Origin of the sequence: Priestia iocasae (genome assembly GCF_016909075.1) — a bacterium.
Lineage (GTDB): Bacteria > Bacillota > Bacilli > Bacillales > Bacillaceae_H > Priestia > Priestia iocasae.
Genome location: NZ_JAFBFC010000007.1, coordinates 36,199 through 62,315 on the forward strand (window position 1 = coordinate 36,199; position 26,117 = coordinate 62,315).

The following is a 26,117-nucleotide window of genomic DNA, read 5'->3' on the forward strand; positions in this document are numbered from 1 at the left end:
GTAAACGTCGTACGTGACATTTATACATAAGTAGACGATAAGCAACGATGAAAAGTTTCAAAAAAGTGAGGAGAAATGAAAAATGAAGCGGAAATGGATGACAGTTACGACAGCCGCTGTAATCGGTTTAAGCGGTCTGTTTGCTGGAGCAGGGGATTCGGTATATGCGAATAGCTCTTTGCAAAATAAAATGAACGATGTACAAAATCAACGCTCTAATGTAGAAAAAGATATGAGTGAAAGTCGTTCAGAGATTGACCGATTAAAGTCAGAGCAACAAAAAGCAGAGGCTGAAATTGAACGATTAGATGCGCAAATCTCTGAAACAAATGCTAAGATTCGTGATCGTGAATCAGAAATTGCGACAACGAAAGAAGAGATTACGAAATTAAAAGAAGAGATTGCGATTTTAGCAGAGCGTATTAATAAGCGTAACGAATTGTTAAAAGACCGTGCTCGTTCTTTGCAAGAGAACGGCGGCATGATTGATTACATGGATGTAGTATTAGGTGCTCAAAGCTTCAGTGATTTTATTAGCCGTGTGAGCGCGGTAAGTACAATCGTTCAAGCTGATCGTGACTTATTAGTGCAACATGAAGCAGATAAAAATGAAAAGCAAGAAAAAGAAACACAAGTTCAAGACAAGCTAGACTCCTTACAACGAGCATTAGCAGCACTTGAAACGTTACGTGCGGATTTAGAGAAGCAAAGTAAAGAAAAAAGTGAACTAGTTAAGCAACTTGAAGGTGAAGAAGAAGAAGCTCACGAACATTTAATGAGTTTAGAAGAAGAAGATGAAACACTTGCTGAACAGGAAAAAGCGATTCAAGCAGAATTAGCAGCTTGGGAGAAGCAACAGCGTGAGCTAGAAGCACAACGCAAGCGTGAAGCAGAAGCTGCGAAGCAACGTGCGGCTCAACAACAAAGCAAACCATCTAGCTCTAATTCAAGTAGCTCATCTAGTAGTGAGCCTAAAGGATCAACACCTCCAGTCACGAGCGGTTCATTTATGAGACCAACAACTGGACCGGTTACCTCTGAATATGGGTACCGAGCAACATTTGGTCGTATGCATAACGGAATCGATATTGGCAAGCGAGGTTCGAACGTACAAGTTGTTTCAGTGGCAGACGGTCGTGTATTCCGTTCTTACTACTCGTCTTCATATGGAAACGTTGTGTATGTAACGCATAATATTAATGGACAAGTATGGACGACAATTTATGCTCACTTAGAAAATCGAGCGGTTTCTGCTGGTCAACAAGTGAAAAAAGGTCAATTCCTAGGTTACATGGGGAACACAGGTCGTTCATTTGGTGCTCACTTACACTTTGAATTACACAAAGGTGCATGGAGAGGCGGTAGCTCGGCTGTAAATCCAAGAAGCTACATTAATTTCTAACATCAACTTTTTTGCATACATCGTACAAGCTTATCATAAGAATGTAATAAAAAGGCATCGCACAACGAAGTGTGATGCCTTTTGTTACAAATTACGTAAACATCCTTTTTATTACATAGTTTGTCCACTATCTACTATAATAAAAAGAGATGGGTTAGGGTAGAGGAGGATGAAACGTTTGAATCGAAAAGTCGTTGCAATGTTAATGGTACTTGCACTAGCAGTTGGATCAGTTGGAACTTATGTAGGGCTTCACTTTTTTGGAGAAGGCATTGGTGGGACGCAAAGCTTGTCGTTAGCCGATAGTGGTGAGACAAACGTCAATGTCGATGCAGAGTTTGACAAAATTAAGCAAGCGTACGAACTTATATCCACACAATATTATGAAGATGTGAATGAAAAGCAATTACTTGAAGGTGCCATTCAAGGGATGGTAGATACACTAAAAGACCCTTACTCTGTGTATATGGACAAAGAAACTGCACAGCAGTTTACCCAATCTCTTGATTCATCATTTGAAGGAATTGGTGCAGAAGTAAGCATGGTGGATGGAAAGGTAACCATTGTGGCTCCTTTTAAATCATCACCAGCTGAAAAGGCAGGATTAAAGCCAAATGATCAAATCTTGAAAATTGATGGGAAAAGCATTGAAGGTCTTGATTTGTATCAAGCTGTATTAAAAATTCGTGGTAAAAAAGGAACAACGGTTGAATTAGATGTGCAACGTCCGGGTGTCAAAGAAGTGATGACCATTGATGTTGTGCGCGATGAAATTCCAATTGAAACCGTTTATTCTTCAACGAAAAAAGTAGATGGCAAAACCGTTGGATATATGGAAATCACATCATTCTCAGAAGAGACTGCAGAAGAATTTAAACAACAGTTAAAAGCATTAGAGAAAAAAGGCATTGAGGGACTTGTACTTGATGTACGTGGTAATCCAGGTGGTTATTTACAAAGCGTAGAAGAAATTTTAAAAGAACTTGTAACAGATGAAAAGCCATACGTTCAGATTGAAAAACGAGATGGTGAAAAAGATCGTTTCTTCTCATCCATTAAAAAGCCAAAAGACTATCCAATTGTCACATTAATTGACAGAGGAAGTGCATCAGCTTCTGAAATTTTAGCAGGCGCGCTAAAAGAAGCAGGTGGCTATGAAGTAATTGGAGAAAAATCATTTGGAAAAGGAACAGTTCAACAAGCGGTTCCAATGGAAGATGGTAGTAACTTAAAGTTAACGTTCTACAAGTGGTTAACACCGGATGGAAATTGGATTAATGAAAAAGGTGTAGAGCCAACGATTAAAGTCAATCAACCTGACTATTATTATGCAAACCCAATCCAAGTAGAAGAGAAAAAAGCATTAACAAGAGATATGAATGATAACCAAGTAAAAAATGCGCAGCTTATGTTAAAAGGTCTAGGATTTGAGCCTGGTCGTGAAGACGGCTATTTCAGTCCAGAAACCGAAACAGCTGTTAAAGGATTCCAACAAGCAAACAACCTTGAAGTAACAGGTGAAATTGATCATGATACAGCACAATTAATACAAGCAAAACTACTAGAAAAAGTGCAGTCTGATACAAGTGATATTCAGTTAAAATCGGCACTTAAAGTAGTTAGCCAATAATGAAAAAGCACCTCTGCAAAAAAAGCAGAGGTGCTTTTTTTGATGAGTCTATATGCTTGGCATCGAAAGGAATAAGCCAAAAAAATTAACCGAAAAACGACATTGTTCTTTAATCCTGTAATTTGATAGAATAATACATATCGAATCAAACACAAAAAGTGGACGTCATTCTCTTAGAAGACCTTTAAATGAGGAAATTCTAGGAATGTAAATCACCGAATCGGTCTTTTTCGAAAACTAATCTTACGTGATTGAAAGGACTTAGATACTTTCTCAAAAGAGCAATGAGTCTGTGGTGAAATTTTTAAAATTAAGAATAAGAGAGATAAAAGATAGTGAATAAAGGATTACATTGATTTGAATAGGTGGTGGAAAGAGTGGATTTGGTTGTTGAAGGGCTAAGAGGTTTCGGTCGACTGTTTTTACATCCATTAACGTACTTTTTTATAATGGTTGCTTATTTTGTTGGATTAGCTCGTGTGAAGAGGGAAAGGAAGCATTTTCACGTTCGGATTTTTGATTTTATCCTTGAATTAAAGTACTTATTCTTTCCTGGTCTTCTGATTGGACTTGTGTTGTCTGTTATTACGTTATTACTAGGTACATATTTATCAATAGGAACGATTGTAGTAATTGGTGTGATCACCTTTCTATTAAGTGGTCCGTTTACGTTTCGTTGGTTATCACCTGCATTTGTGCTAGGATTTGCGGTTATTGCGGCCCTGTTGATTCCTGAAGGTGGATTAGGAACAGGCCTAATCGCTGAGCTTGTGATGGAAGCTAAAAATATGCATTTACCGTCCATAGTGATTATCTTAGCGCTTTTACTAGTAGCAGAAGGCTTTCTTATTTGGAAATATGGCCATAAAGGAACCTCACCTGCGATGGTGACGAGTAAGCGTGGACAACAGGTAGGAGCTCACTTTGCTCAGAAGCTATGGGTTGTCCCATTGTTTGTCTTAATTCCTGGTGATGCCATTAAAGCGGTATGGTCATGGTGGCCTGTTTTAACAGTGAACGATACAACGTTTAGCTTGTTCCTTGTACCATTTGCCATTGGGTTTTCACAGCGTATTAAAGGGATGCTGCCAATCCATTCCATTAGCATCACTGGCAAGCGTGTGTTAGGTCTGGGTCTTTTTATTGCATTAGCCAGTGTAGCTGTTTTCTTTTATCCATTCGTATCCATTTTTATTGTAGCGATTGCGATATTCATTCGTGAGCTTATCACTATTCAGCAACGTATGACAGATGATAACGCACCTGTATTCTTTTCAAAGCGAGATAGCGGACTTGTTATTTTAGGGATTATTCCAACATCACCAGCTGAGAAAATGGCGCTGCAAGTAGGCGAAGTCATTACGAAAGTGAATGGAATTCCTGTGTCTCATGTGTCAAGCTTTTATGAAGCGTTACAAGCCAATAACCGAGCATATTGTAAGCTAGAAGTGATTGATGAAAATGGCGAAATTCGTTTTGCGCAGCGTGCTCTTTACGACAATGAACATCATGAGCTCGGAATTATTTTTGTGCAACATCATCAAAAGCGTGAGTCGGAAGTAGAGGTTGGGTAAATCGTCAATTACTAGAATGAATGATCTACTTATTCTTCTATTATTTGTGTTCGCAAAAGGTAGCCGTGGATAGGATGAAATCTGTGGCTACTTTTTTGCGTTCTTTTTCTCCTTTTACCTTCATAGTCTAGTAAAAAAAGCTAGTTTACTAGAGAAGTGAAAGGGGTCTCGTTCAATTGATGAAAAAACACCTATTGTTCCTTATTAGTTTGGTTTTGATTTTGTCAGCAGGTTATGCTTCAGCTGCTTTTGCATTTACAGATGTTTCGGCTAACCATTGGGCGAAAGAAGAAGTCACCTATTTAACCTCGCGGAATATCACGTCTGGAATCGGTGAAGAATTCGGTGTAAATGATGCCATGACACGAGAGCAAACCGCCGTCATGCTTGCAAAATCTTTAAATGTAAACCTTCAAAACGTATCTACCATTCCAATTCGTGATGTACCTTCGACACACCCTTCTTATCCTGCCATTGCAGCCATGATGGAGGCGGGAATCTTTCAAACATCTGCAACCTTTCAACCTCAAAAACTCTTATCTCGTTCGCAAATGGCAAAAGTATTAACCATCGCTTTTAAGCTTAAAGGAAGCCATGCCTCTCTGTTTAAAGATGTACCTTCTACCCATTGGGCTCATCATCCTATTGCAGCTTTAACCGCTCATTCCATTACATTAGGATATCGTGACAATACGTTTTGCCCAGAGAAGCTCGTTACTCGCTCTCAGTTTGCTGTGATGCTTGCTCGCGTAATGCATCCTCCGTTTCGAGAAAAAGTAAAAGCGGAATGGAAAGCAAGAAAAGAGCAAGAAAAAGAAAAAGTGAGCTACATCCCGCCCATTGAAAAGCCAACGATTGTTCGGTCTGTTCCAAAGGGATATGTAGCCATAACTATTGATGATGGTCCAACCACTCATACGACTAAGCTGCTTGATGTATTAAAAGCATATAACGTGCCTGTAACCTTCTTTGTACTTGGAGAAAATGTTGTGAGATATCCACAAGCGATTCGACGTACAGAAGAAGAAGGGCATGTGATTGGCCATCACTCCTATACGCATCCGGACTTTAAGAAATTATCCATCACGGGGCAACGCCAAGAATTAGATCGAGGTCTCACGGTGTTATCAAGAGTAGTGAAGCAAAAAGTGAATTTATTTCGACCTCCGTATGGAAGCTACAACACAACAACCCTATCAGCTTCCTATGAAAGAGGAATGCACGTTGTCATGTGGGACACAGATCCTCGGGATTGGGATACAAAGAGTGCAACAACCATTAAAAATCGTGTTCTCCATCAAGTTGTATCCGGCAGTGTGATTGTGATGCATGATCGTCTTGCCACTATTGAGGCACTTCCGGCAATTATTGAAGGCATTCGTAAAAAAGGCTATAAGCTTGTGGCATTAAAGTGAAGGTATGGTATAGGTATAAAAGAATCGTTCTGCACCCATCCCTTGCTGCTCTATCCTTTCTGTTGATTGGATAGAGCAGCAAGGGATTTTGCGTAGCATCTAGATTGTTTTTACACGTGTAAAATGATAAAATACGAATATCAGTTCGGTCTCTGTTTCTTTTTTCCCTTATAGTGGTAAGATAAGAATATCATTTGTTAGAAATGGGGTTTTTGCTTGAAAGATCAGTTCGAATTAGTATCGGCTTATGAACCACAAGGTGACCAACCAAAAGCAATTAAAAAGATTGTTGAAGGCATCGAGCAAGGCAAAAAGCATCAAGTATTACTAGGCGCAACTGGGACAGGTAAAACATTTACCATCTCAAATGTGATTAAAGAAGTGAACAAACCTACGCTAATTATTGCTCATAACAAAACGTTAGCAGGTCAATTATATAGTGAGTTTAAAGAGTTTTTCCCAAATAATGCGGTCGAGTATTTCGTTAGTTATTACGACTACTATCAGCCAGAGGCATATGTACCGCAAACAGATACATTTATTGAAAAAGATGCGAGCATCAATGATGAAATTGATAAGCTACGCCATTCTGCGACATCTTCGCTATTTGAGCGAAGAGATGTTGTGATTATTGCGAGTGTATCATGTATTTACGGATTAGGTTCACCAGAAGAATACAAAGAGCTTGTCGTCTCACTCCGTGTAGGAATGGAAAAAGAGAGAAATGCGCTTTTACGTCAGCTTGTTGATGTTCAATATGAACGCAATGACATTGATTTTAAGCGTGGAACCTTCCGCGTACGTGGAGACGTGGTGGAGATTTTTCCAGCATCGCGTGATGAGCATTGCATTCGTGTAGAGTTTTTTGGTGATGAGATTGATCGCATTCGAGAAGTGGATGCATTGACAGGCGAGATATTAGGTGAACGTGAACACGTGGCCATTTTCCCTGCATCTCACTTCGTTACGCGTGAGGAGAAAATGAGAGTTGCGATTGAAAACATTGAAAAAGAGTTAGAAGTTCGACTGGCGGAGTTAAAAGAGAACAATAAATTATTAGAAGCACAGCGTTTAGAACAGCGTACGCGCTACGATTTAGAAATGATGCGCGAAATGGGCTTTTGCTCTGGAATTGAAAACTACTCCCGTCATTTAACGCTACGTCCACCGGGTTCAACACCTTATACACTTTTAGACTTCTTCCCTGAAGACTTTTTAATAGTAATTGATGAATCACATGTTACAATGCCCCAAGTACGTGGCATGTATAATGGGGACCAAGCGAGGAAGCAAGTGCTTGTCGATCATGGCTTCCGTCTGCCGTCAGCGCTTGATAATCGTCCGTTAAAGTTTGATGAATTTGAGCAGCATATTCCACAAATCATTCATGTATCGGCAACACCAGGTCCTTATGAGTTAGAAAAAGCACCGGAAGTCATTGAACAAATCATTCGACCAACAGGGCTACTTGATCCAAACATTGAAGTGCGACCAATTGAAGGGCAAATTGATGATTTAATTGGTGAAATTCAAGAGCGGATTCAGAAAAATGAGCGTGTGTTAATTACGACATTAACAAAGAAAATGTCCGAAGACTTAACGACCTATTTAAAAGAGATTGGCATTAAAGTGCAATATCTTCATTCAGAAGTAAAAACGCTTGAACGAATTGAAATCATACGTGAACTTCGACTTGGAAAGTACGATGTATTAGTCGGAATCAACTTATTAAGAGAAGGCTTAGATATTCCAGAAGTATCACTTGTTACGATTTTAGATGCAGATAAAGAAGGCTTCCTTCGTTCAGAGCGTTCTCTCATCCAAACGATTGGACGTGCAGCTCGTAACTCCAATGGACACGTTATTATGTATGCAGATAAAATCACAAAATCAATGGAAATTGCGATGAGTGAAACGAAGCGACGTCGAGAGATTCAAGAAGCTTACAATGAGAAGCACGGTATTGTTCCACAAACCATTAAGAAAGCAGTACGTGAATCAATACGAGCAACCGTTGTGGCTGAAGATGTGGAAACATACGATCAAGCCCCAGCTTATGGCAAGCTAAATAAGAAAGAAAAAGAAAAGCTATTAGTTGAAATGGAACAAGAGATGAAAGAAGCAGCGAAAGCACTTAACTTTGAACGAGCTGCTGAACTACGCGATTTAATTTTAGAGTTAAAAGCGGAAGGGTGACAAAGAAATGGCGATGGAAAAGATCGTTGTAAAAGGAGCAAGAGCTCACAATTTAAAAAATATTGATGTTGAGATTCCGCGCGATAAACTCGTTGTCTTAACAGGTTTATCTGGTTCGGGGAAATCGTCGCTTGCATTTGATACGATTTATGCTGAAGGACAGCGTCGCTATGTCGAATCGCTGTCTGCTTATGCACGACAATTCTTAGGGCAGATGGACAAGCCTGATGTGGATTCTATTGAGGGGTTGTCTCCTGCTATTTCAATTGATCAAAAAACAACAAGTCGAAATCCACGTTCCACAGTCGGAACGGTAACGGAGATTTATGATTATTTGCGTCTTTTGTTTGCGCGTGTGGGACATCCAACTTGTCCTCAGCACGGGATTGAAATTTCGTCTCAAACCATTGAACAAATGGTCGATCGTATCCTAGAATACCCTGAGCGAACAAAGCTTCAAATTTTAGCACCCGTTGTATCTGGGCGAAAAGGAACGCACGTAAAAGTGTTAGAAGATGTAAAGAAGCAAGGATATGTACGGGTACGTGTAGACGGTGAACTGATGGAGTTAACCGATGAAATTGAGCTTGAGAAAAACAAAAAGCATTCAATTGAAGTCATTGTTGACCGTATTGTCGTAAAAGAAGGGGTAGCTACTCGTCTCTCTGATTCACTTGAAACCGCACTAAGACTTGGAGACGGAAAAGTCACAATTGATGTAATGGGAGAAGAAGAGCTGTTATTTAGTGAACATCATGCTTGTCCACACTGTGGCTTTTCAATCGGTGAACTTGAGCCACGAATGTTTTCGTTTAACAGTCCTTATGGCGCGTGTCCGTCTTGTGATGGACTTGGTTCAAAGCTTGAGGTAGATGTGGACTTAGTGATTCCGAACGATGAATTATCGTTAAATGAAGGAGCCATTGTTCCATGGCAACCTACAAGCTCTCAATATTATCCGCAATTATTACAAGCTGTCTGTCACCATTACGGCATTGACATGGATTCACCTCTTCGTGATCTTCCAACTCACTTAATGGATAAAGTGCTATACGGCAGTAAGGGAGATCTCATTTATTTCCGCTATGAAAATGATTTTGGACAAGTGCGCGAGAATCATATTGAGTTTGAAGGTGTGATTCCAAATATTGAACGCCGTTATCGTGAAACAAGCTCTGATTACATTCGTGAACAGATGGAAAAATATATGGCTCAGCAGCCGTGTCCGACGTGTAAAGGGAATCGATTAAAGAAGGAAAGCTTAGCGGTTTTAGTTGATGAAAAGCACATTGGAGATGTAACGCGTCTGTCGGTAGAAGAAGCGCATGAATTCTTTACACACCTGCAACTCTCTGAAAAAGAGATGAAAATTGCTAATATGATTTTACGTGAAATTACAGAGCGTCTAAGTTTCCTTGTGAACGTAGGGCTTGATTATTTAACGTTAAATCGTTCAGCTGGTACATTATCAGGTGGGGAAGCGCAGCGCATTCGTCTCGCGACACAAATCGGTTCTCGTTTAACAGGAGTCCTCTATATTCTTGATGAGCCGTCAATTGGTCTTCATCAGCGTGATAATGATCGCCTCATTCGTACAATGCAAGATATGAGGGATATTGGAAATACCCTTATTGTTGTAGAGCATGATGAAGATACGATGTTTGCTGCTGACTATTTAATTGATATTGGACCAGGAGCAGGTGTACATGGTGGAGCCATTGTCTCAAGTGGGACGCCTGAAGAAGTCATCAATGATCCCAATTCATTAACAGGTCAATATCTATCAGGAACAAAGTTCATTCCGCTTCCTGTTGAACGCAGAGCGATAGACAAGGAACGGATGATTGAAATTATCGGGGCAAAGGAAAATAACTTAAAGAATGTAAAAGTAAAGCTTCCGCTTGGGACGTTTATTTCTATTACAGGTGTGTCCGGCTCAGGAAAAAGTACGCTTATTAATGAAGTTCTTCAAAAATCACTTGCTCAAAAGCTTCATAAAGCCAAAAGCAAGCCAGGTGAGCATAAAGAAATTAAAGGAATCGAGCAGCTTGATAAAGTCATTGATATTGATCAATCTCCAATTGGGCGTACACCACGTTCGAATCCGGCAACATACACGGGTGTGTTTGATGATATTCGTGACGTGTTTGCACAAACGAACGAAGCGAAGGTGCGTGGCTATAAAAAAGGACGCTTTAGCTTTAACGTAAAAGGTGGTCGCTGTGAAGCATGCCGAGGAGATGGGATTATTAAAATTGAAATGCACTTCTTACCGGATGTGTATGTTCCGTGTGAAGTATGTCATGGGAAGCGATATAACCGTGAAACGCTTGAAGTTAAATACAAAGATTGCAATATCTCAGATGTTTTAGATATGACAGTCGAAGATGCGTTGAAATTCTTTGAAAACATTCCAAAGATTAAACGTAAACTTCAAACCATTTATGATGTGGGTCTTGGCTATATTACACTTGGACAGCCTGCAACAACGTTATCTGGTGGAGAAGCTCAACGTGTGAAGCTTGCATCTGAGCTGCATCGTCGTTCGACAGGACGTACGTTTTATATTTTAGATGAGCCAACGACCGGTCTTCACATTGATGATATTTCTCGCTTGTTAAAAGTACTGCAGCGCCTTGTGGAGAATGGAGACACGGTTCTTGTAATCGAGCACAATTTAGATGTCATTAAGGCAGCTGATTATCTTGTTGACCTTGGGCCTGAAGGTGGAGATAAAGGTGGACAAATTGTAGCAACGGGTACACCAGAACAAGTGTCTGAAGTGGAAGGTTCTTATACAGGTCGTTATTTGAAGCCAATCTTAGAGCGTGACCGTCAGCGTATGGAAAATCGTTTAGAAGAAGCGGTAACAAAATAAAAGAAGAAGATGTAAAGGCAACATTCCTTGCCTCTCTATCCCTTGACGTTACTGAATTGTTAGGGAAAGCAATGTTTCAGGCTGAGCCAAACAGGGGTGTTTCTTACCTCTTTTGTCTCAGCTTTTTTCGTTTACATGACTCCAATCACTCGCTACATAGGTAGGAGGTAGCCTTACTCTCTTTGTGCTTATCTAGTTCTATTTTCTGAATCAAATGATATAGTATGATGAAACCTTTTCTATCATACAAACGTAATAAAAGACAAAAGGAAGTGATGACATGGAACCGCAAAAATTTATTGCCTCATTATGTTACTTTAGTGTCTTTTTTGCCCCTTTTCTTGTACCGATTGTCATTTATTTTATTACAGATGAACGAGAAGTAAAGGATCATGCGAAAGCAGCGTTATTTTCGCACTTATTACCCATTATTTTAATCCCTCTTTTTTTCGTCATTCTACTCCCAAGTCTCCATGTATCTGAAGGGTTTGCGTTAATATGGATTTTTTTATCTGTGGGCGTAAGTTTTCTGTTAAGTGCTGGCATCGTCGTTTGGAATGTTGTGAAAGGAATTCGAGTTCTAGGGTCTTAACAGGTCTACTTTTGATAAAGGGTTTTCTGATTTAATCAGAGAAAATAAAGATTGGCATATTTTTATGGTTTGTAGAATGGTTATAATAAGGAGGTTTTTTTATGACGACAAAACGCAAAGAAATTTTGCAAATGGTCGAGGCGGGAAAGTTAACAGTTGATGAAGCTCTTATTTTACTAGATTCATTAGACAAAGACCCATCCGAGTCCAGTGAAGTAAAAGCAGAAGACATTCAAAACCTTTCAACGTATGTGGTTGATAAAGAGAAGAAAAAGACAGGAAATGCATATCAATCGCCTCAATCATCGATTAAAGATAAAATTTTTTCGATTGTGGACCAAACCGTTAAAAAAGTAAAAGATAAAGATTTAGATTTTAATTTTGGTCCGTCCGTCGACATTCAACATATTTTTCAGCAGTCAGATGTATCAATTAATGATATTGAAATTGATGTATCAAACGGAGGTGTAACGTTTAAACCTTGGACGCAGAACAGTGTACGGATTGAATGTGAGGCGTCGGTATATAAAGTGGCAAATCAAGATGAAGCACGTCAAGCATTTTTGCAAGATGTTTTGTTTTCGATTAACGAGGGAACGTTACGCTTTAGCGTGCAAAAAAAACAGATGAAAGTAAAATCAGTTATTTACATTCCAGAAGTCAGCTATAATCGTGTGCAAGTGCGTTTGTTTAATGGTTCAATTGAAGGAGAACGACTAACGGCTAGAGAAATAAAATCAAAAACAGCGCATGGAGCCATTACATTAACGAATAGTAAAAGTGAAGGTCTAGAGGTTGAAACGGCAAATGGCCTTATTCATTTGATTGATGTGTCCGCTCCAAGGTGTGAAGTGGAAACCATTAATGGTGCCATTCGCATGGAAGGTGAGTATGAAAAGGTCAATGTACAAACATTTAACGGAAATGTTACATGTCGGTTCCGAGGAGAGCGTACGGAAAAAGTGTTTCTTAAAACAACGACAGGTAGTATCGAGGTAATAGCATCGCCAACTGTCTTTGTAGATGGTGACTTGAAGTCAAATCTTGGTGGGCTTACATGTCAAATACCAAATATGGAAATAATAGAAGAAAAGAATGAAACTGTACAAAAGCATCTTCGCTTTAAGGCAAATAGCATGAAGAGCCAAGGGTTTAAATTATTCGCTGAGTCGAAAACAGGCTCCATTTTAATCAAGAATTAGTGAGGAGGAAACGTAATGCGAAAGCTTTATCGTTCTCGTACAAATCGGCAACTTGCTGGAGTAATCGGTGGAATTGCCGATTACACAGGCTGGGATACGTCTCTGCTACGTATTTTGTTTGTACTAGGGTTAATTTTCGGATTTGGTTCACTCGGCCTTGTCTATTTAATCTGGATTTTTGTTGTGCCAAATGAAGAGGTGAAGGGGTAATTATGTTTCTTCGTTGGCTTACAAGTATCTTAATCAATGCGCTTGTACTCATTGTCATTGCAGGCTATTTTGAATCCTTTTACTTAGAATCAGTGAGTGCAGCCATTATTGCGAGCATCATTTTATCGATTTTAAATGTATTTGTAAAACCGATCATTATCTTGTTGACATTGCCGGTAACCGTTTTAACGTTAGGTTTATTTTTGTTTGTCATTAATGCCATTACATTGGTAATTACCGATGAACTAATGGGAAGTGCATTCGAAATTGAAGGATTCGGTATGGCCATTTTGGCAGCCATTGTGATGTCGATTTTAAATGCACTCATTGAAAACCTCATTGTTGAACCTCTTCAAAAAAGAAGAAGAAGATAAACCACTCATTGAATCCATTTAAGACATTGGATTCAGTGAGTTTTTTTATTTTGACTAATTGTTCATTTTACTGTAACCCAATTTGAATGAAGTGTGCCCAATAGAAAGAAGCATACTAGATTTACAAAGTTGGCGACACGTTCTACGTCATAAAAATATTTCATCGGCTTCCATTTACGATGTTTCACTTTATCAGGTAATTAGTGCTAAAATAAAAAAAGGCTGAAGAAAGTGCCAAAGCAAAGGAGGACGTATTGTGGTTAAAGTTCGGACAAAAGACATCATTGAAAAATTCAACTTAGAGCTAGTAAGTGGGGAAGAAGGAGTTAATCGTCCCATTTCAACAAGTGATTTATCTCGCCCAGGAATTGAAATGGCCGGTTACTTTACATATTATCCAGCTGAACGTGTGCAGCTGTTAGGAAAGACGGAGCTATCCTTTTTTCAACAGCTAGACGATGAACAAAAGAAAATTCGTATGGAAAAGCTTTGTACAGACATTACGCCAGCCATCATTGTTTCACGTGAAATGGAAATTCCAACGGAACTGATTGAAGCATCAGAGCGTGAATCTGTTCCCGTATTACGTTCACCGTTGAAAACAACAAGATTATCTAGTCATTTAACAAACTTTCTAGAAAGTAAGCTAGCACCAACAACAGCGATGCATGGTGTGTTAGTTGATATTTATGGAATCGGTGTATTAATCACAGGAAAAAGTGGCGTTGGTAAAAGTGAAACAGCCCTAGAGCTTGTGAAGCGAGGACACCGCTTAGTGGCAGATGATTGCGTAGAAATTCGTCAAGAAGATCAGGATACGCTTGTTGGGAATGCCCCAGGCTTAATTGAGCACTTACTTGAAATTCGTGGATTAGGCATCATTAATGTGATGACCTTATTTGGAGCTGGCTCTGTTCGTAGCTATAAGCGCATTTCGCTGATTATTAACCTTGAAATTTGGGATCAACATAAGCAATATGACCGTTTAGGATTAGAAGAAGAAAAAATGAAAATCATTGATACAGATGTTACGAAAATTACGCTTCCCGTTCGACCTGGACGAAACTTAGCCGTTATTATTGAAGTAGCTGCGATGAACTTCCGCTTAAAGCGAATGGGAATTAATGCAGCCGAGCAGTTTTCTAGTCGTTTAACGGATGTAATTGAAGATGGAGATCGTGACGACATTTAAAGAGAGGGTGTAACACAGTGGGAACGGAGATTCAACCGCTAGATCGTGTGTTTCTAGAACTAGGTCCAATCACTATTTATTGGTACGGACTAATCATTGGTGCTGGCGTTCTGTTAGCTCTTTATGTGGCAACGCGTGAGGGCGAGCGTCGAGGCATTCCGAAAGATACATTTATTGACTTAGTGTTATTCGCAGTACCGATTGCGATTATTTCGGCGCGAATTTACTACGTGTTATTTGAATGGGACTACTATTCTCAAAACTTAAATGAAATTCCTCAAATTTGGCAAGGTGGAATTGCCATACATGGAGGATTAATCGGTGCGGTTATAACAGGAATTGTGTTTGCACGAATGAAAGGCTTGTCGTTTTGGAAGCTAGCTGATATTGCTGCGCCAAGTATTATTTTAGGGCAAGCAATTGGACGTTGGGGAAACTTCATGAACCAAGAAGCACATGGAGGGCCTGTCACAAGAGAGTTTTTAGAAAGCTTGTATTTACCAGATTTTATTGTGAATCAAATGTATATTAACGGTACATATTATCATCCGACGTTTTTATACGAATCTATTTGGAACATTGCCGGGTTTATTCTTCTTATTTCCCTTCGTCGTGTGAATTTAAGACGTGGTGAGTTATTTTTATCGTATGTCATCTGGTATTCAATCGGTCGCTTCTTTATTGAAGGATTACGTACAGATAGTTTGATGCTGACAGATACGTTACGCATTGCTCAAGTGATTTCACTCGTTTTAATTGCATTAGCGGTTACATTGATTGTTGTTCGCCGTAAGAAAGGGCTGAGCAAAGAGCGTTATCTAGAGAGCAAGGCCGAATAAAGGCTGCAAGGGGAGGGAAGAACGTGGGGGGCTCCATTAAAAAAGGCTTTTTAGTTGGACTACAAACGACGTGGTCATTAGGGAAAATCATTTTCCCCATCACCTTGATTGTATCTATTTTACAGTACACGCCGATTCTTGAAGGGTTTGCTAACTTGATTTCGCCGCTTATGGGCCTAATTGGCTTATCTGGTGATGCGGCAATTCCTTTAGTAGTAGGAAACTTCTTGAATTTGTATGCAGGAATAGGGGCCATTTTGTCACTGGATTTAACGGTAAAAGAAGTATTTATTCTTGCCGTGATGCTGTCGTTTTCGCATAACTTGTTAGTGGAAACAGGTGTAGCGTTAAAAGTAGGCGTGAAGCTATGGGTCATTTTAACAGTCCGCATCGGGCTCGCAGTTGTGTCCGCATTTTTTATCCATTTGCTGTGGAATGGAGGAGCAGAACAAGCACAATATGGCTTTCTTTCATCCAATACAGAAGAAGTAAGTGGTTGGCTCGCTATTTTTATACAAGGGGTTGAAAAAGCTGGGTTCGGTGTCCTTCAGCTTGCATTAATTGTGATTCCGGTGATGATTGGTATTCAAATTTTAAAAGATTTACATTGGCTCGATGCATTTTCGAAGCGAATGGGTCCAGTCACACGCGCATTAGGGATGAAAGAAAATACATCGATGACACTGGTCACAGGACTTCTCATTGGATTAGCTTATGGTGCAGGTGTCATGATTCAGGCTGTAAAAGAAGATGGAGTTGAGAAGAAAGATATTACATTAGCATTTATCTTCCTGGTTGCTTGTCATGCTGTCATCGAAGATACGTTAATCTTTATTCCGCTTGGGATTCCTGTTTTACCGCTGCTCCTTATTCGTGTAGTCGTTGCCATTTTACTCACACTGTTTATCGCCCGAATATGGAATCGAGTTGAAGTAACAAATAGAAAGGAAGCAACTTATGAACGTTAATACCATTCTTTTTGATTTAGATGGAACATTGATTGATACAAATGAATTAATTGTCTCATCGTTTTTACACACGCTTGATCACTTTTATCCAAATCAATATACGCGTGAAGATGTTCATGCATTTATGGGACCACCGCTATACGATACATTTGTTAAAATGGATAAAGATCGCGTAGATGAAATGGTTCAATATTATCGTGATTACAACATTGGTAATCATGATTTATTTGTGAAAGAATTTGAAGGAGTCATGGAGGCTGTTCAGTGGCTTCATGAACAAAATTACAAATTAGGGATTGTGACAACAAAGCAACGCAATACGGTGATGATGGGGTTAAAGTTAACACAGCTTGATCAATTCTTTGATGTCATTGTGACCATTGATGACGTGGAGCATGCTAAGCCTCATCCAGAGCCGATTGAAAAAGCGTTGATTCAACTAGATGCAAAGCCAGAAGAAACGCTAATGGTTGGAGATAACCATCATGATATCGTCGGTGGACAAAATGCAGGAACGAAAACAGCTGGGGTCGCGTGGAGTGTGAAGGGTCGCGAGTACTTAGCTGGTTATAACCCTGATATCATGCTAGATAACATGAAGGATCTCATTGCGATTCTTGGAGGAAAGCAAGCGTGAGAAACACGACCCGTTACCCTGTCGAAGGAGCAAATTCGCTTTGGCATGTGTATAAAACCGTTCCGTTTTGGAAGGTTGTGAAGAACTTTGTAGTGATTCAGGTCGCAAGGTATACACCATTTTTATCTATGAAAAGCTGGTTATACCGCAAGCTTTTAAAGATGGATGTAGGTCGTCACACTTCATTTGCATTGATGGTCATGCTTGATATTATGTTTCCAGAAAAAATAAAAGTGGGCAGAAATACAGTGATTGGTTACAATACAACGATTCTTGCTCATGAATATTTAATTACAGAATATCGCCTTGGTGACGTCATGATAGGGGACGAAGTGATGATTGGAGCCAATAGTACGATCTTACCTGGTGTAACCATTGGAGATGGTGCCATTGTTTCTGCTGGGACACTCGTACATAAGGATGTACCCTCAGGAGCATTTGTCGGTGGAAATCCAATGAAGATTATTTATACAAAAGAAGAAATGCAAGCACGTAATCAAAAGGAGCTACAACTTCATAAGTGAGTTGTAGTTTTTTTTATAAGCTTTTTACCTATGAATTTGTTTATTGAAAAAAGAGTCTATCGGTTGACGATTATTGGGAACCGTTGTAAACTACATGTAACTTTAATTTACTATTTCGCTAATACATTAGCGTGATAAAGTTAAAATGTATATGAATAATAGCCATTATCTTATGATGAAATAGATAAAAATATGACTAAAGGACGTGTGGAGATGTCGAAGTTGTTTATGTTTGAGAAACCACTCGGAATGCGGGATACGTTACCTGCTCTTTTTGAACAAAAAAAGCAAGTCAAACAACAATTAGCAGATGAAATTTCAGGTTGGGGCTATCAATATATGGCAACACCAACACTTGAATATTATGAAACAGTCGGTCATGCATCGGCCATTTTAGATCAACAATTATTTAAACTTTTAGATAAAGAAGGTCATACACTTGTGTTACGACCAGATGTGACAACACCGATTGCGCGTGTTGCTGCGTCAAAATTACTAAAAAATATCCCACTTCGTCTTGCGTATGAAGCGAATGTATTTCGAGCGCAGCAACGAGAAGGTGGAAGACCGGCAGAGTTCGAACAAATTGGTGTTGAGCTAATTGGTGAACGAACAAGCAGCAGTGATGCAGAGGTTATTGCACTTATGATTGACGCATTAAAGCGCACAGGCTTACGATCGTTTAAAGTAGCCATCGGTCATATTGGATTTGTGAATTCATTGTTCTTAGAAATTGTCGGCAATGAAGAACGAGCAAATGTATTACGCCGCTTTTTATATGAAAAGAATTATGTTGGGTATCGCAATCATGTAAAGAGTTTAAATTTATCATCAATTGACAAGCAGCGCCTTTTACAACTATTGAACTTACGTGGAAATGAAATGAAAATTACAGAAGCGATGGAGCTTGTGGAAAATGAGGTTGGAAAGCAAGCGGCATCTGAGCTTCAAAAATTATGGCAAATGCTTGATGCATATGGCGTAACCGAAGAAATTAAAATTGATTTTAATTTAGTGAGTCATATGAGCTATTATACAGGTATTTTATTTGAAGTGTTTGCAGAGAATGTCGGGTTTCATATCGGTAATGGAGGACGCTATGATAAATTGCTTGAAAAGTTTGAATCTAAGACGCCGGCAACAGGCTTTGGTATTCAACTCGATCGCTTAATTGAAGCATTAGGAGAAGAAGCGTATGAGCCATCACCTGTTTATTGTATTTTATATAGCCAAGAGCGACTAGAGGAAGCGTTAATTGCAGCAAAACAAAAGCGTACAGAAGGTAATCGTGTTGTCATGCAAGATATTGTCGGAGTAGATGATGTGGATGCATTTACAGAACCGTTTGAAGACGTTACCTACTTAATCGGTAAAAAAGGGAAAGGGGCAGAATAAATGAGTGATGTGTTAACCATTGCGATGCCAAAAGGGCGTATTTTTGAAGAAGCAGCTGAGTTGTTACGAAAAGCAAATTTTCAACTGCCACCTGAATTTGATGATTCACGTAAATTAATCATTGATATACCAGAAGAAAACATGCGTTTTATTTTAGCTAAACCAATGGATGTAACGACATATGTGGAATATGGTGTCGCAGATCTTGGGATTGCGGGCAAAGATGTCATGCTTGAAGAAGAGCGTGACGTGTATGAGCTATTGGATTTGAAAATTAGTAAGTGTTACTTAGCGATTGCAGGACTACCTAATACTAGTACATCACGAGTGGCTCAAAAAGTGGCAACAAAATATCCAAACATTGCATCGACTTATTTTCGTGAACAAGGTGAGCAAGTCGAGATTATTAAGCTAAATGGATCAATAGAGTTAGCACCATTAATTGGACTAGCCGATCGCATTGTCGATATTGTCTCAACAGGACGTACGTTAAAAGAAAATGGACTTGTCGAGATGGGACACATCGGAGACATTACATCACGTCTTATCGTCAATCCGGTGAGCTACCGATTAAAAGATGAGCGCATTGATGATATTGTGAATCGATTAGCAGAAGTGGTGGATCAACTATAAAAGAGGTGAGAAACGGTGAAGATTGAACGTGTGACAGAAAACGTAAGCTTAAAGCGTACGATTGATCAAGGTACGGATGACCAACGAAAAGCAGTGTTATCCATTTTGGAGGATGTAAAGGAGCGTGGAGATCAGGCGCTTTATGACTATACAAAGAAGTTTGATCAAGTAGAACTTTCTTCTCTTCTTGTGACGGAAGAGGAAAAGAAATCTGCATATGAAGAAGTAAGTGAAGAGCTTTTAACGATTATACGTGAAGCAGCTGCTAATATCCGTGACTATCATGAACGTATGGTTCAACAGTCGTGGATGGTAACGAAAGAGGATGGAACCATTCTTGGACAAAAAGTAACGCCACTTGATGCAGTTGGTGTATACGTACCAGGTGGACTTGCTGCGTATCCTTCATCCGTTTTAATGAATGTGATCCCAGCTCAAGTAGCAGGTGTGGAGCGTATTGTGATGGTGTCACCTCCTCAAAAGAACGGTTTATTGCCAGCAGGAGTTCTTGTAGCGGCAAGCGAATTAGGGGTAAAGGAGATTTATAAAGTAGGAGGAGCTCAAGCCATTGGGGCGTTGGCTTACGGAACGGATACGGTTAAAGCGGTTGATAAAATCGTTGGACCTGGAAACATCTTTGTTGCGCTAGCCAAACGAGAAGTATATGGAATCGTTGATATTGATTCCATTGCAGGGCCGAGTGAAATTGTCATACTAGCAGATGACACGGCAAAAGCAAATGAAGTGGCAGCTGACCTTTTATCGCAAGCAGAGCATGACGCGTTAGCATCTAGTGTGCTTGTGACAACATCTATGAAGCTTGCTGAAGAGGTGCAAATAGAGGTAGAAAAGCAGCTTGCGACGTTACCTCGTCAAGCCATTGCCTCTCAATCTGTGAAAGATTATGGCGCTATTTATGTAACGGAAACGATGGAGCAAGCGCTAGAGGCTGTTAATGAATTAGCGCCTGAGCATTTAGAAGTGATGACAGAAAGTCCGCTTGAGCTTGTTGGTTCCATCCGTCATGCAGGAGCGATTTTCTTAGGGCGTTACAGCTCAGAGCCAGTTGGGGATTACTTTGCAGGACCAAACCATGTGTTACCAACAAACGGAACGGCTAAATTTTCAAGTCCGTTGTCTGTTGATTCATTTGTAAAGAAATCAAGCATCATCTCTTATAGCAAACAAGCGCTAGAACGAGATGTGAATAAAATTGCAGCTTTTGCACGATTAGAAGGACTAGAAGCACACGCAAGAGCAGTTGAAGAGCGATTCAAATAATAAGAATGAGTGGAAATAGGAGGAGGCATCACGATGAGAGAATCAAGTATTAAACGTACAACGAACGAAACAGATATTAGCTTAGCAATCGGAATTGATGGAGAAGGCAGAGCTTCTCTTGATACCGGTGTTCCTTTTTTAGATCACATGCTCGATTTATTCACAAAGCACGGTCAATTTAACTTAGACGTTAAAGCAAAAGGTGACTTAGAAATTGATGGTCATCATACGACAGAAGACATTGGTATTTGTTTAGGAACGGCTTTAAAAGATGCGCTTGGTGATAAAAAAGGAATTAAGCGCTATGGAAATGCATTTGTTCCAATGGATGATGCCTTAGCGCAAGTTGTCATTGATTTAAGTAATCGTCCGCACTTTGAATTTAAAGGAGACATTCCGGCAAGCCAAGTTGGGACATTTGATACAGAGCTTGTGTATGAATTTTTATGGAAATTTGCATTAGAATCACGTATGAACCTTCATGTTATTGTTCACTACGGACGTAATACACACCATATTATTGAAGCGGTGTTTAAAGCACTTGGCCGAGCATTAGATGAAGCGACAACGGTTGATCCACGTATTAAAGGAGTTCCGTCTACGAAAGGAATGTTATAAATGATTGGCATTATTGACTATGGCATGGGTAATTTATATAGCGTCAGTAAAGCATTAGAACGTTTGAATTATGAGTACTTCATTTCTGAGGATACAACAGAGCTAAAAAAAGCAAAGGGCTATATTTTACCTGGAGTAGGTGCATTTAAAGATGCAATGGATCAGCTACATAAAACAGGACTTGCACGTTTTATCCAAGAGGAAGCAGCAAATGGAAAACCATTACTCGGTATTTGTCTTGGTATGCAGTTGTTATTTGAGGAAAGCGATGAAAACGGCTTAACAAAAGGGCTTGGCTTATTAAAGGGTCGTGTTGAACGCATTCCTGGGGTAACGAATACAGGTGAAACGTATAAGGTTCCTCACATGGGATGGAACTCGTTAACGTTCCACCATTCCTCGCCGTTACTAGAAGGTGTCGACAACGGACATGTTTATTTTGTTCATTCTTATTATGTGAACACAAGTGATCAAGATGCTGTATTAGCAACAAGTAGCTATGATGTTCAAGTGCCTGCCGTCGTTGGTCGAAATAATGTGTTCGGTACACAATTTCACCCAGAGAAAAGTAGTTCACTGGGCATGAGCATGCTACAGAACTATGCAAATTTCGTAGAGGAAAGAGGCTAAGAATGATGAGCAACTTTACAATCTATCCAGCCATTGATATGCGCGGCGGGAAATGTGTTCGTCTGCTACAAGGCGATTATAATAAAGAAACGGTATACGGCGATTCACCGGTTGATATGGCGACACAGTTTGCTAATGAGGGAGCAAGCTGGATTCATATGGTGGACCTAGATGGAGCAAAAGAAGCGAAGCGTGTCAATGATCGCTTTGTGCTAGAAGTCAAAAAAACATTAGGTGTCAATGTTCAAATCGGTGGAGGGATTCGCTCGGAAGAAGATGTAGCTTTTTATTTAGAAAGTGGCATTGACCGCGTTATTTTAGGAAGTGCAGCTATTTCGAATCCAGCCTTTGTAAAGAAAATGCTTCGTGAATATGGCGCTAGCATTGCGATTGGAATTGATGCACGAGACGGATATGTGGCAACAGAAGGATGGCTACAAACCTCCACTGTCAAAGCAACAGAATTAGGGCAAGAGCTAGCAAGTGCTGGGGCAGAGACCTTTATCTTTACGGATATCTCTACAGACGGCATGCTTTCAGGTCCAAATGTAGAGGGGATTGTAGAGATGGCACGCGCGACAAAGCAAGGGGTCATTGCGTCAGGTGGTGTAAGTGCTCTTCATGATTTACGTGCGCTAAAAGAATATGAAGCAGATGGTGTAGTGGGTGCCATTGTTGGAAAGGCGCTCTACACAAACAAGTTTACAGTTGCGCAAGCACTTAAAGAGGTGAAGTCTTCATGATTACAAAGCGCATCATTCCATGTCTAGATGTTAAGGAAGGTCGAGTTGTAAAAGGCGTTCAATTCGTTGAGCTACGTGATGCGGGAGATCCAGTAGAACTAGCAAAGTTTTACGATGAAGAAGGCGCAGATGAGCTCGTCTTTTTAGATATCTCTGCTTCACACGAAGGGCGAAAAACGATGGTCCATGTTGTAGAAGAGGTCGCTTCACAATTGGCGATTCCTTTTACAGTAGGCGGTGGCATCAATTCATTAGCAGACATGAAGCGAATTTTACGTGCTGGAGCCGATAAAGTGTCGCTAAATACAGCGGCTGTGCTGAATCCTGAATTAATTACAGAGGGTGCTGACTTCTTTGGTACGCAATGCATGGTGGTTGCCATTGATGCTAAATACGATGAAGAGCTTGGCTCATGGCGCGTATACACACATGGTGGCCGTCAAGCAACAGAGTGGGAAGTCATTGCTTGGGCAAAAGAAGCGGTCAAACGTGGAGCAGGTGAAATTTTACTAACAAGCATGGACCGTGATGGTGAGAAAAGTGGGTTTGATGTTCCATTGACAAAAGCTGTTAGTGAAGCTGTCACAGTACCAGTTATCGCATCAGGTGGTGCAGGTAACGGCCAACACTTTGTGGACGCTTATATTGAAGGGAAAGCAGATGCTGCATTAGCTGCTTCTATTTTTCACTATAAAGAAACATCGGTAAAAGAAATAAAAAATGATATTAGAAAGCAAGGAGTTGAAGTACGATGAACATCGAGAAAATCAAATTTGATGAAAAAGGCCTTATTCCTGCCATTGTCCAAGATGCAGGAAGTAAAGAAGTACTGACTCTTGCTTATATGAATGAAGAATCGCTAAAGAAGTCTATCGAAACAAACGAAACATGGTTCTATAGCCGATCACGTCAAGAGCTGTGGCATAAAGGCGCAACTTCAGGAAATACACAGAAGATTGTTAGTATGACGTATGACTGTGATGCAGATTCAATCGTTGTAAAAGTCGATCCGAACGGCCCTGCTTGTCATACGGGTGCATACAGCTGTTTCAATGAACCATTAGTAGGTGAGGCAACAACTGCTACGACAGATCGTTTTGCTATTTTACGTATTTTAGAAGAACTCATTGCAGAGCGTGAAGCAGAAATGCCAGAGGGAGCTTATACGACGTACCTATTTGAAAAAGGGGTCGATAAAATCCTGAAGAAAGTGGGAGAAGAAGCGGGCGAAGTGATTATTGCCGCTAAAAACCGTGACCACGACGAATTAAAATGGGAAGTAGCTGATTTACTTTACCATGTTCTTGTTCTCCTGCGTGAGCAAAAGCTACCGTTAGATGATGTATTAGCTGTTTTAGCAGAGCGTCATAAAAAATAATGTAATTCCTGCCAAGCAGAGTCTAACAATGGACAAATTACCTTGTCTAAGATCGAAATAAAGCCCTCGTAAGCGCCTGTTCGTAAGCTCAAAAGAGTAACGAACGGGCGCTTATATTTAGGTGCATTCCTTTATGAAAGGCATGATTGACCTTCTGTGTGGATATAAATTAGAGGTGTTAATGAGGTTGTCAAGTATGATATACTACGAACGTTGAAATATCGACTATTTGGAGGATTTAATGGGAAAACACTCAAATGCCAAGAGCAAAATTGCACAGATTGTTCCGTTTTTACAAACAGGTGATTATTACTTTGAGAAAGCACTGAAAGCTTATCGTAAGCATGACTTACACAAAGCAAAAAGATATTTAGAGCGCGCTATGCAATTAGACCCAAAAGACCCAATTGTTGTCTGTCAATTGGCTACGGTTTTAACAGAACTAGGTGAATATCAACAATCTAATCAATTGTTGTTTTCTGTTATTCATGAAATGGATGAAGATATGGTGGATTGCTATTATTTTATCGCTAATAATTATGCCCATCTAGGTCTGTTTCAAGAGGCGCAAAAATACGCTAACCGTTATATGGACCAAGAGGAAGATGGCGAATTTCTTGAAGATGCAGAAGACTTACTCGACCTTCTCTCGATAGAGGTGGAGGATGATGAAGATGAGTTTGAGCAACAAGATGACTTGCTTATTGTCAAGCAAGAAAAAGCCAAATTGCTGTTGGAACAAGCCAAATTTGAAGAAGCAATGGAATTATTAAATGAAATTATTGAAGATTATCCACAATTTTGGTCGGCTCATAATAATTTAGCGCTTACTCATTTCTATTTAAATCACGTTGATTCAGCGATGGCAATTTTAGATGATGTGTTACAAAAAAATCCTGGCAACCTCCATGCTTTATGCAATAAATTAATTTTTTACTATTACTGTCAACAAGATCGACAAGTCAAAGAGCTAACAGAACAGCTTGAACTTGTTTATCCGATTTCAATTGAGCATCGTTATAAATTAGGAGCGACATTTGCCTTAATTGGTCAATATGAGCTTGCATATAAATGGCTTCGTCAGTTGTATAAAACTGGATTCGAGGGTGATTCAAACTTTTATTATTGGCTCTCACATGCTTCTTATCATGTTGGGAATGAAACGTTAGCGAAGAATGTATGGGTTCGGGTGATGGAAGCAATGCCTGAAAAAGAAGGAGAAGAGCCTTGGCTTTTAATCGATCAGGAAGAAACAAAGCTCGTTCAGCAAATTAAACGAAAATGTCTGAGTTCTTCTATAGAAGAACAATTGCACGGACTTTACTTAGTGACGCGCTTAAAAGAGAAAGAAAAATTTCTTCTTTTAGAACATGTACGTTTGTCATTAGATGGTCATTCAATTATTGAAGAAGTATATTCTTATGTATGGCAAGATAAACAGCATGTTATTTTTGAAGTAGCGGAACTTATGGAAGCGGAAGTCGAAGATAAAAGCCAGCTTTCTGAATTACTCGTTTTTTGGTTTTTCGTTTATACGAAAGTAAAAGAGCATGAATATGATTTTCAACATGTAAATGTCAATGGCTGGGCTTCAGCTGTTACGTACTGGTGGAAGAAGCAAAAGAAAGAGAAAGTTACACAAGCAAACATGGCGGTGCTATATTCCATTTCTATCTCTACCGTTTCAAAATATGTGAAAACCGTGCATACGCTTTTACAATGAGCAAAAAAATAGACGGTAGGAAGAACAAATTATAGGATAGGTATAGAGACAAATTTCCTAGACATGAAAAAAGGAGTGCGTAA

At 39.7% G+C, this 26,117-nt stretch carries 24 protein-coding genes; all 24 read left to right on the forward strand.

Going from position 1 to position 26,117, the window contains the following annotated elements; all coding sequences use genetic code 11:
* Positions 1-82 precede the first annotated feature (82 nt).
* The 24 genes from JOC83_RS16505 (at position 83) to JOC83_RS16620 (ending at position 26,034) form a co-directional block, all read left to right on the forward strand.
* Positions 83-1,402 carry a murein hydrolase activator EnvC family protein gene (locus JOC83_RS16505; protein ID WP_205188495.1) on the forward strand — a complete coding sequence of 440 codons (1,320 nt, stop codon included), beginning with the start codon at positions 83-85 and terminating at the stop codon, positions 1,400-1,402.
* A 178-nt stretch (positions 1,403-1,580) separates the two neighbouring features.
* Complete coding sequence (locus tag JOC83_RS16510; protein ID WP_239583600.1) at positions 1,581-3,032, forward strand: S41 family peptidase; 1,452 nt, start codon at positions 1,581-1,583, stop codon at positions 3,030-3,032.
* A 377-nt stretch (positions 3,033-3,409) separates the two neighbouring features.
* Positions 3,410-4,606 (forward strand): PDZ domain-containing protein, encoded by a 1,197-nt coding sequence (locus JOC83_RS16515; RefSeq protein WP_205188496.1) that lies wholly within the window; start codon positions 3,410-3,412, stop codon positions 4,604-4,606.
* Between the two features lie 179 nt (positions 4,607-4,785).
* Complete coding sequence (locus JOC83_RS16520; RefSeq protein ID WP_239583607.1) at positions 4,786-6,021, forward strand: polysaccharide deacetylase family protein; 1,236 nt, start codon at positions 4,786-4,788, stop codon at positions 6,019-6,021.
* Between the two features lie 216 nt (positions 6,022-6,237).
* A complete protein-coding gene (uvrB, locus tag JOC83_RS16525) occupies positions 6,238-8,217 on the forward strand; it encodes an excinuclease ABC subunit UvrB (protein WP_205188498.1) in 1,980 nt (659 codons plus the stop codon).
* A 7-nt stretch (positions 8,218-8,224) separates the two neighbouring features.
* On the forward strand, positions 8,225-11,095 hold the full coding sequence (gene uvrA / locus JOC83_RS16530; protein ID WP_205188499.1) for an excinuclease ABC subunit UvrA: 2,871 nt from the start codon (positions 8,225-8,227) through the stop codon (positions 11,093-11,095).
* A gap of 280 nt (positions 11,096-11,375) precedes the next feature.
* Positions 11,376-11,687 carry a magnetosome magnetite crystal formation protein family gene (locus tag JOC83_RS16535; protein ID WP_205188500.1) on the forward strand — a complete coding sequence of 104 codons (312 nt, stop codon included), beginning with the start codon at positions 11,376-11,378 and terminating at the stop codon, positions 11,685-11,687.
* Between the two features lie 101 nt (positions 11,688-11,788).
* Positions 11,789-12,889, forward strand: coding sequence for a DUF4097 family beta strand repeat-containing protein (locus tag JOC83_RS16540; RefSeq protein ID WP_205188501.1), 1,101 nt, complete (start codon positions 11,789-11,791; stop codon positions 12,887-12,889).
* Positions 12,890-12,904: 15 nt separating this feature from the next.
* A complete protein-coding gene (locus tag JOC83_RS16545) occupies positions 12,905-13,099 on the forward strand; it encodes a PspC domain-containing protein (RefSeq protein WP_205188502.1) in 195 nt (64 codons plus the stop codon).
* Between the two features lie 2 nt (positions 13,100-13,101).
* Entirely contained in the window at positions 13,102-13,473 is a 372-nt protein-coding gene (locus JOC83_RS16550; RefSeq protein ID WP_205188503.1) for a phage holin family protein, read from the forward strand.
* Between the two features lie 256 nt (positions 13,474-13,729).
* Entirely contained in the window at positions 13,730-14,665 is a 936-nt protein-coding gene (gene hprK / locus JOC83_RS16555) for an HPr(Ser) kinase/phosphatase (protein ID WP_205188504.1), read from the forward strand.
* A gap of 17 nt (positions 14,666-14,682) precedes the next feature.
* A complete protein-coding gene (lgt, locus tag JOC83_RS16560; RefSeq protein WP_205188505.1) occupies positions 14,683-15,504 on the forward strand; it encodes a prolipoprotein diacylglyceryl transferase in 822 nt (273 codons plus the stop codon).
* Between the two features lie 23 nt (positions 15,505-15,527).
* Positions 15,528-16,472 (forward strand): nucleoside recognition domain-containing protein, encoded by a 945-nt coding sequence (locus tag JOC83_RS16565; protein WP_205188506.1) that lies wholly within the window; start codon positions 15,528-15,530, stop codon positions 16,470-16,472.
* A complete protein-coding gene (gene ppaX / locus JOC83_RS16570; protein WP_205188507.1) occupies positions 16,462-17,109 on the forward strand; it encodes a pyrophosphatase PpaX in 648 nt (215 codons plus the stop codon). The genes JOC83_RS16565 and ppaX overlap by 11 nt, the downstream gene beginning before the upstream one ends.
* A complete protein-coding gene (locus JOC83_RS16575; protein ID WP_205188508.1) occupies positions 17,106-17,633 on the forward strand; it encodes a DapH/DapD/GlmU-related protein in 528 nt (175 codons plus the stop codon). The genes ppaX and JOC83_RS16575 overlap by 4 nt, the downstream gene beginning before the upstream one ends.
* A 213-nt stretch (positions 17,634-17,846) precedes the next feature.
* On the forward strand, positions 17,847-19,028 hold the full coding sequence (locus tag JOC83_RS16580; RefSeq protein ID WP_205188509.1) for an ATP phosphoribosyltransferase regulatory subunit: 1,182 nt from the start codon (positions 17,847-17,849) through the stop codon (positions 19,026-19,028).
* Positions 19,029-19,661, forward strand: a complete 633-nt coding sequence (gene hisG, locus JOC83_RS16585; RefSeq protein ID WP_205188510.1) for an ATP phosphoribosyltransferase — start codon at positions 19,029-19,031, stop codon at positions 19,659-19,661.
* A 15-nt stretch (positions 19,662-19,676) separates the two neighbouring features.
* Positions 19,677-20,942, forward strand: a complete 1,266-nt coding sequence (hisD, locus tag JOC83_RS16590; RefSeq protein ID WP_205188511.1) for a histidinol dehydrogenase — start codon at positions 19,677-19,679, stop codon at positions 20,940-20,942.
* 33 nt (positions 20,943-20,975) lie between these two features.
* Complete coding sequence (gene hisB / locus JOC83_RS16595; protein WP_205188512.1) at positions 20,976-21,560, forward strand: imidazoleglycerol-phosphate dehydratase HisB; 585 nt, start codon at positions 20,976-20,978, stop codon at positions 21,558-21,560.
* The gene (gene hisH / locus JOC83_RS16600; protein ID WP_205188513.1) at positions 21,561-22,190 is read left to right on the forward strand and encodes an imidazole glycerol phosphate synthase subunit HisH; all 630 of its coding nucleotides are present in this window, start codon (positions 21,561-21,563) and stop codon (positions 22,188-22,190) included.
* A gap of 5 nt (positions 22,191-22,195) precedes the next feature.
* Positions 22,196-22,933, forward strand: coding sequence for a 1-(5-phosphoribosyl)-5-[(5-phosphoribosylamino)methylideneamino]imidazole-4-carboxamide isomerase (gene hisA, locus JOC83_RS16605; RefSeq protein ID WP_205188514.1), 738 nt, complete (start codon positions 22,196-22,198; stop codon positions 22,931-22,933).
* On the forward strand, positions 22,930-23,688 hold the full coding sequence (gene hisF / locus JOC83_RS16610) for an imidazole glycerol phosphate synthase subunit HisF (RefSeq protein WP_205188515.1): 759 nt from the start codon (positions 22,930-22,932) through the stop codon (positions 23,686-23,688). The genes hisA and hisF overlap by 4 nt, the downstream gene beginning before the upstream one ends.
* Positions 23,685-24,311 carry a bifunctional phosphoribosyl-AMP cyclohydrolase/phosphoribosyl-ATP diphosphatase HisIE gene (hisIE, locus tag JOC83_RS16615; protein WP_205188516.1) on the forward strand — a complete coding sequence of 209 codons (627 nt, stop codon included), beginning with the start codon at positions 23,685-23,687 and terminating at the stop codon, positions 24,309-24,311. The genes hisF and hisIE overlap by 4 nt, the downstream gene beginning before the upstream one ends.
* Positions 24,312-24,552: 241 nt before the next feature.
* Entirely contained in the window at positions 24,553-26,034 is a 1,482-nt protein-coding gene (locus JOC83_RS16620; protein ID WP_205188517.1) for a tetratricopeptide repeat protein, read from the forward strand.
* The last annotated feature ends 83 nt before the right edge of the window (positions 26,035-26,117 follow it).

Excerpts from the sequence above, each read along its gene's own strand:
- JOC83_RS16505 (WP_205188495.1), top strand. The coding sequence starts at position 83 with ATGAAGCGGAAATGGATGACAGTTACGACAGCCGCTGTAATCGGTTTA.
- JOC83_RS16550 (WP_205188503.1), top strand. The coding sequence starts at position 13,102 with ATGTTTCTTCGTTGGCTTACAAGTATCTTAATCAATGCGCTTGTACTC.
- JOC83_RS16535 (WP_205188500.1), top strand. The coding sequence starts at position 11,376 with ATGGAACCGCAAAAATTTATTGCCTCATTATGTTACTTTAGTGTCTTT.
- JOC83_RS16545 (WP_205188502.1), top strand. The coding sequence starts at position 12,905 with ATGCGAAAGCTTTATCGTTCTCGTACAAATCGGCAACTTGCTGGAGTA.
- hisB (WP_205188512.1), top strand. The coding sequence starts at position 20,976 with ATGAGAGAATCAAGTATTAAACGTACAACGAACGAAACAGATATTAGC.
- JOC83_RS16580 (WP_205188509.1), top strand. The coding sequence starts at position 17,847 with ATGTCGAAGTTGTTTATGTTTGAGAAACCACTCGGAATGCGGGATACG.
- hisIE (WP_205188516.1), top strand. The coding sequence starts at position 23,685 with ATGAACATCGAGAAAATCAAATTTGATGAAAAAGGCCTTATTCCTGCC.
- JOC83_RS16620 (WP_205188517.1), top strand. The coding sequence starts at position 24,553 with ATGGGAAAACACTCAAATGCCAAGAGCAAAATTGCACAGATTGTTCCG.
- hisF (WP_205188515.1), top strand. The coding sequence starts at position 22,930 with ATGATTACAAAGCGCATCATTCCATGTCTAGATGTTAAGGAAGGTCGA.
- hisG (WP_205188510.1), top strand. The coding sequence starts at position 19,029 with ATGAGTGATGTGTTAACCATTGCGATGCCAAAAGGGCGTATTTTTGAA.
- ppaX (WP_205188507.1), top strand. The coding sequence starts at position 16,462 with ATGAACGTTAATACCATTCTTTTTGATTTAGATGGAACATTGATTGAT.
- JOC83_RS16540 (WP_205188501.1), top strand. The coding sequence starts at position 11,789 with ATGACGACAAAACGCAAAGAAATTTTGCAAATGGTCGAGGCGGGAAAG.
- JOC83_RS16520 (WP_239583607.1), top strand. The coding sequence starts at position 4,786 with ATGAAAAAACACCTATTGTTCCTTATTAGTTTGGTTTTGATTTTGTCA.
- hisA (WP_205188514.1), top strand. The coding sequence starts at position 22,196 with ATGAGCAACTTTACAATCTATCCAGCCATTGATATGCGCGGCGGGAAA.
- uvrA (WP_205188499.1), top strand. The coding sequence starts at position 8,225 with ATGGCGATGGAAAAGATCGTTGTAAAAGGAGCAAGAGCTCACAATTTA.
- hisH (WP_205188513.1), top strand. The coding sequence starts at position 21,561 with ATGATTGGCATTATTGACTATGGCATGGGTAATTTATATAGCGTCAGT.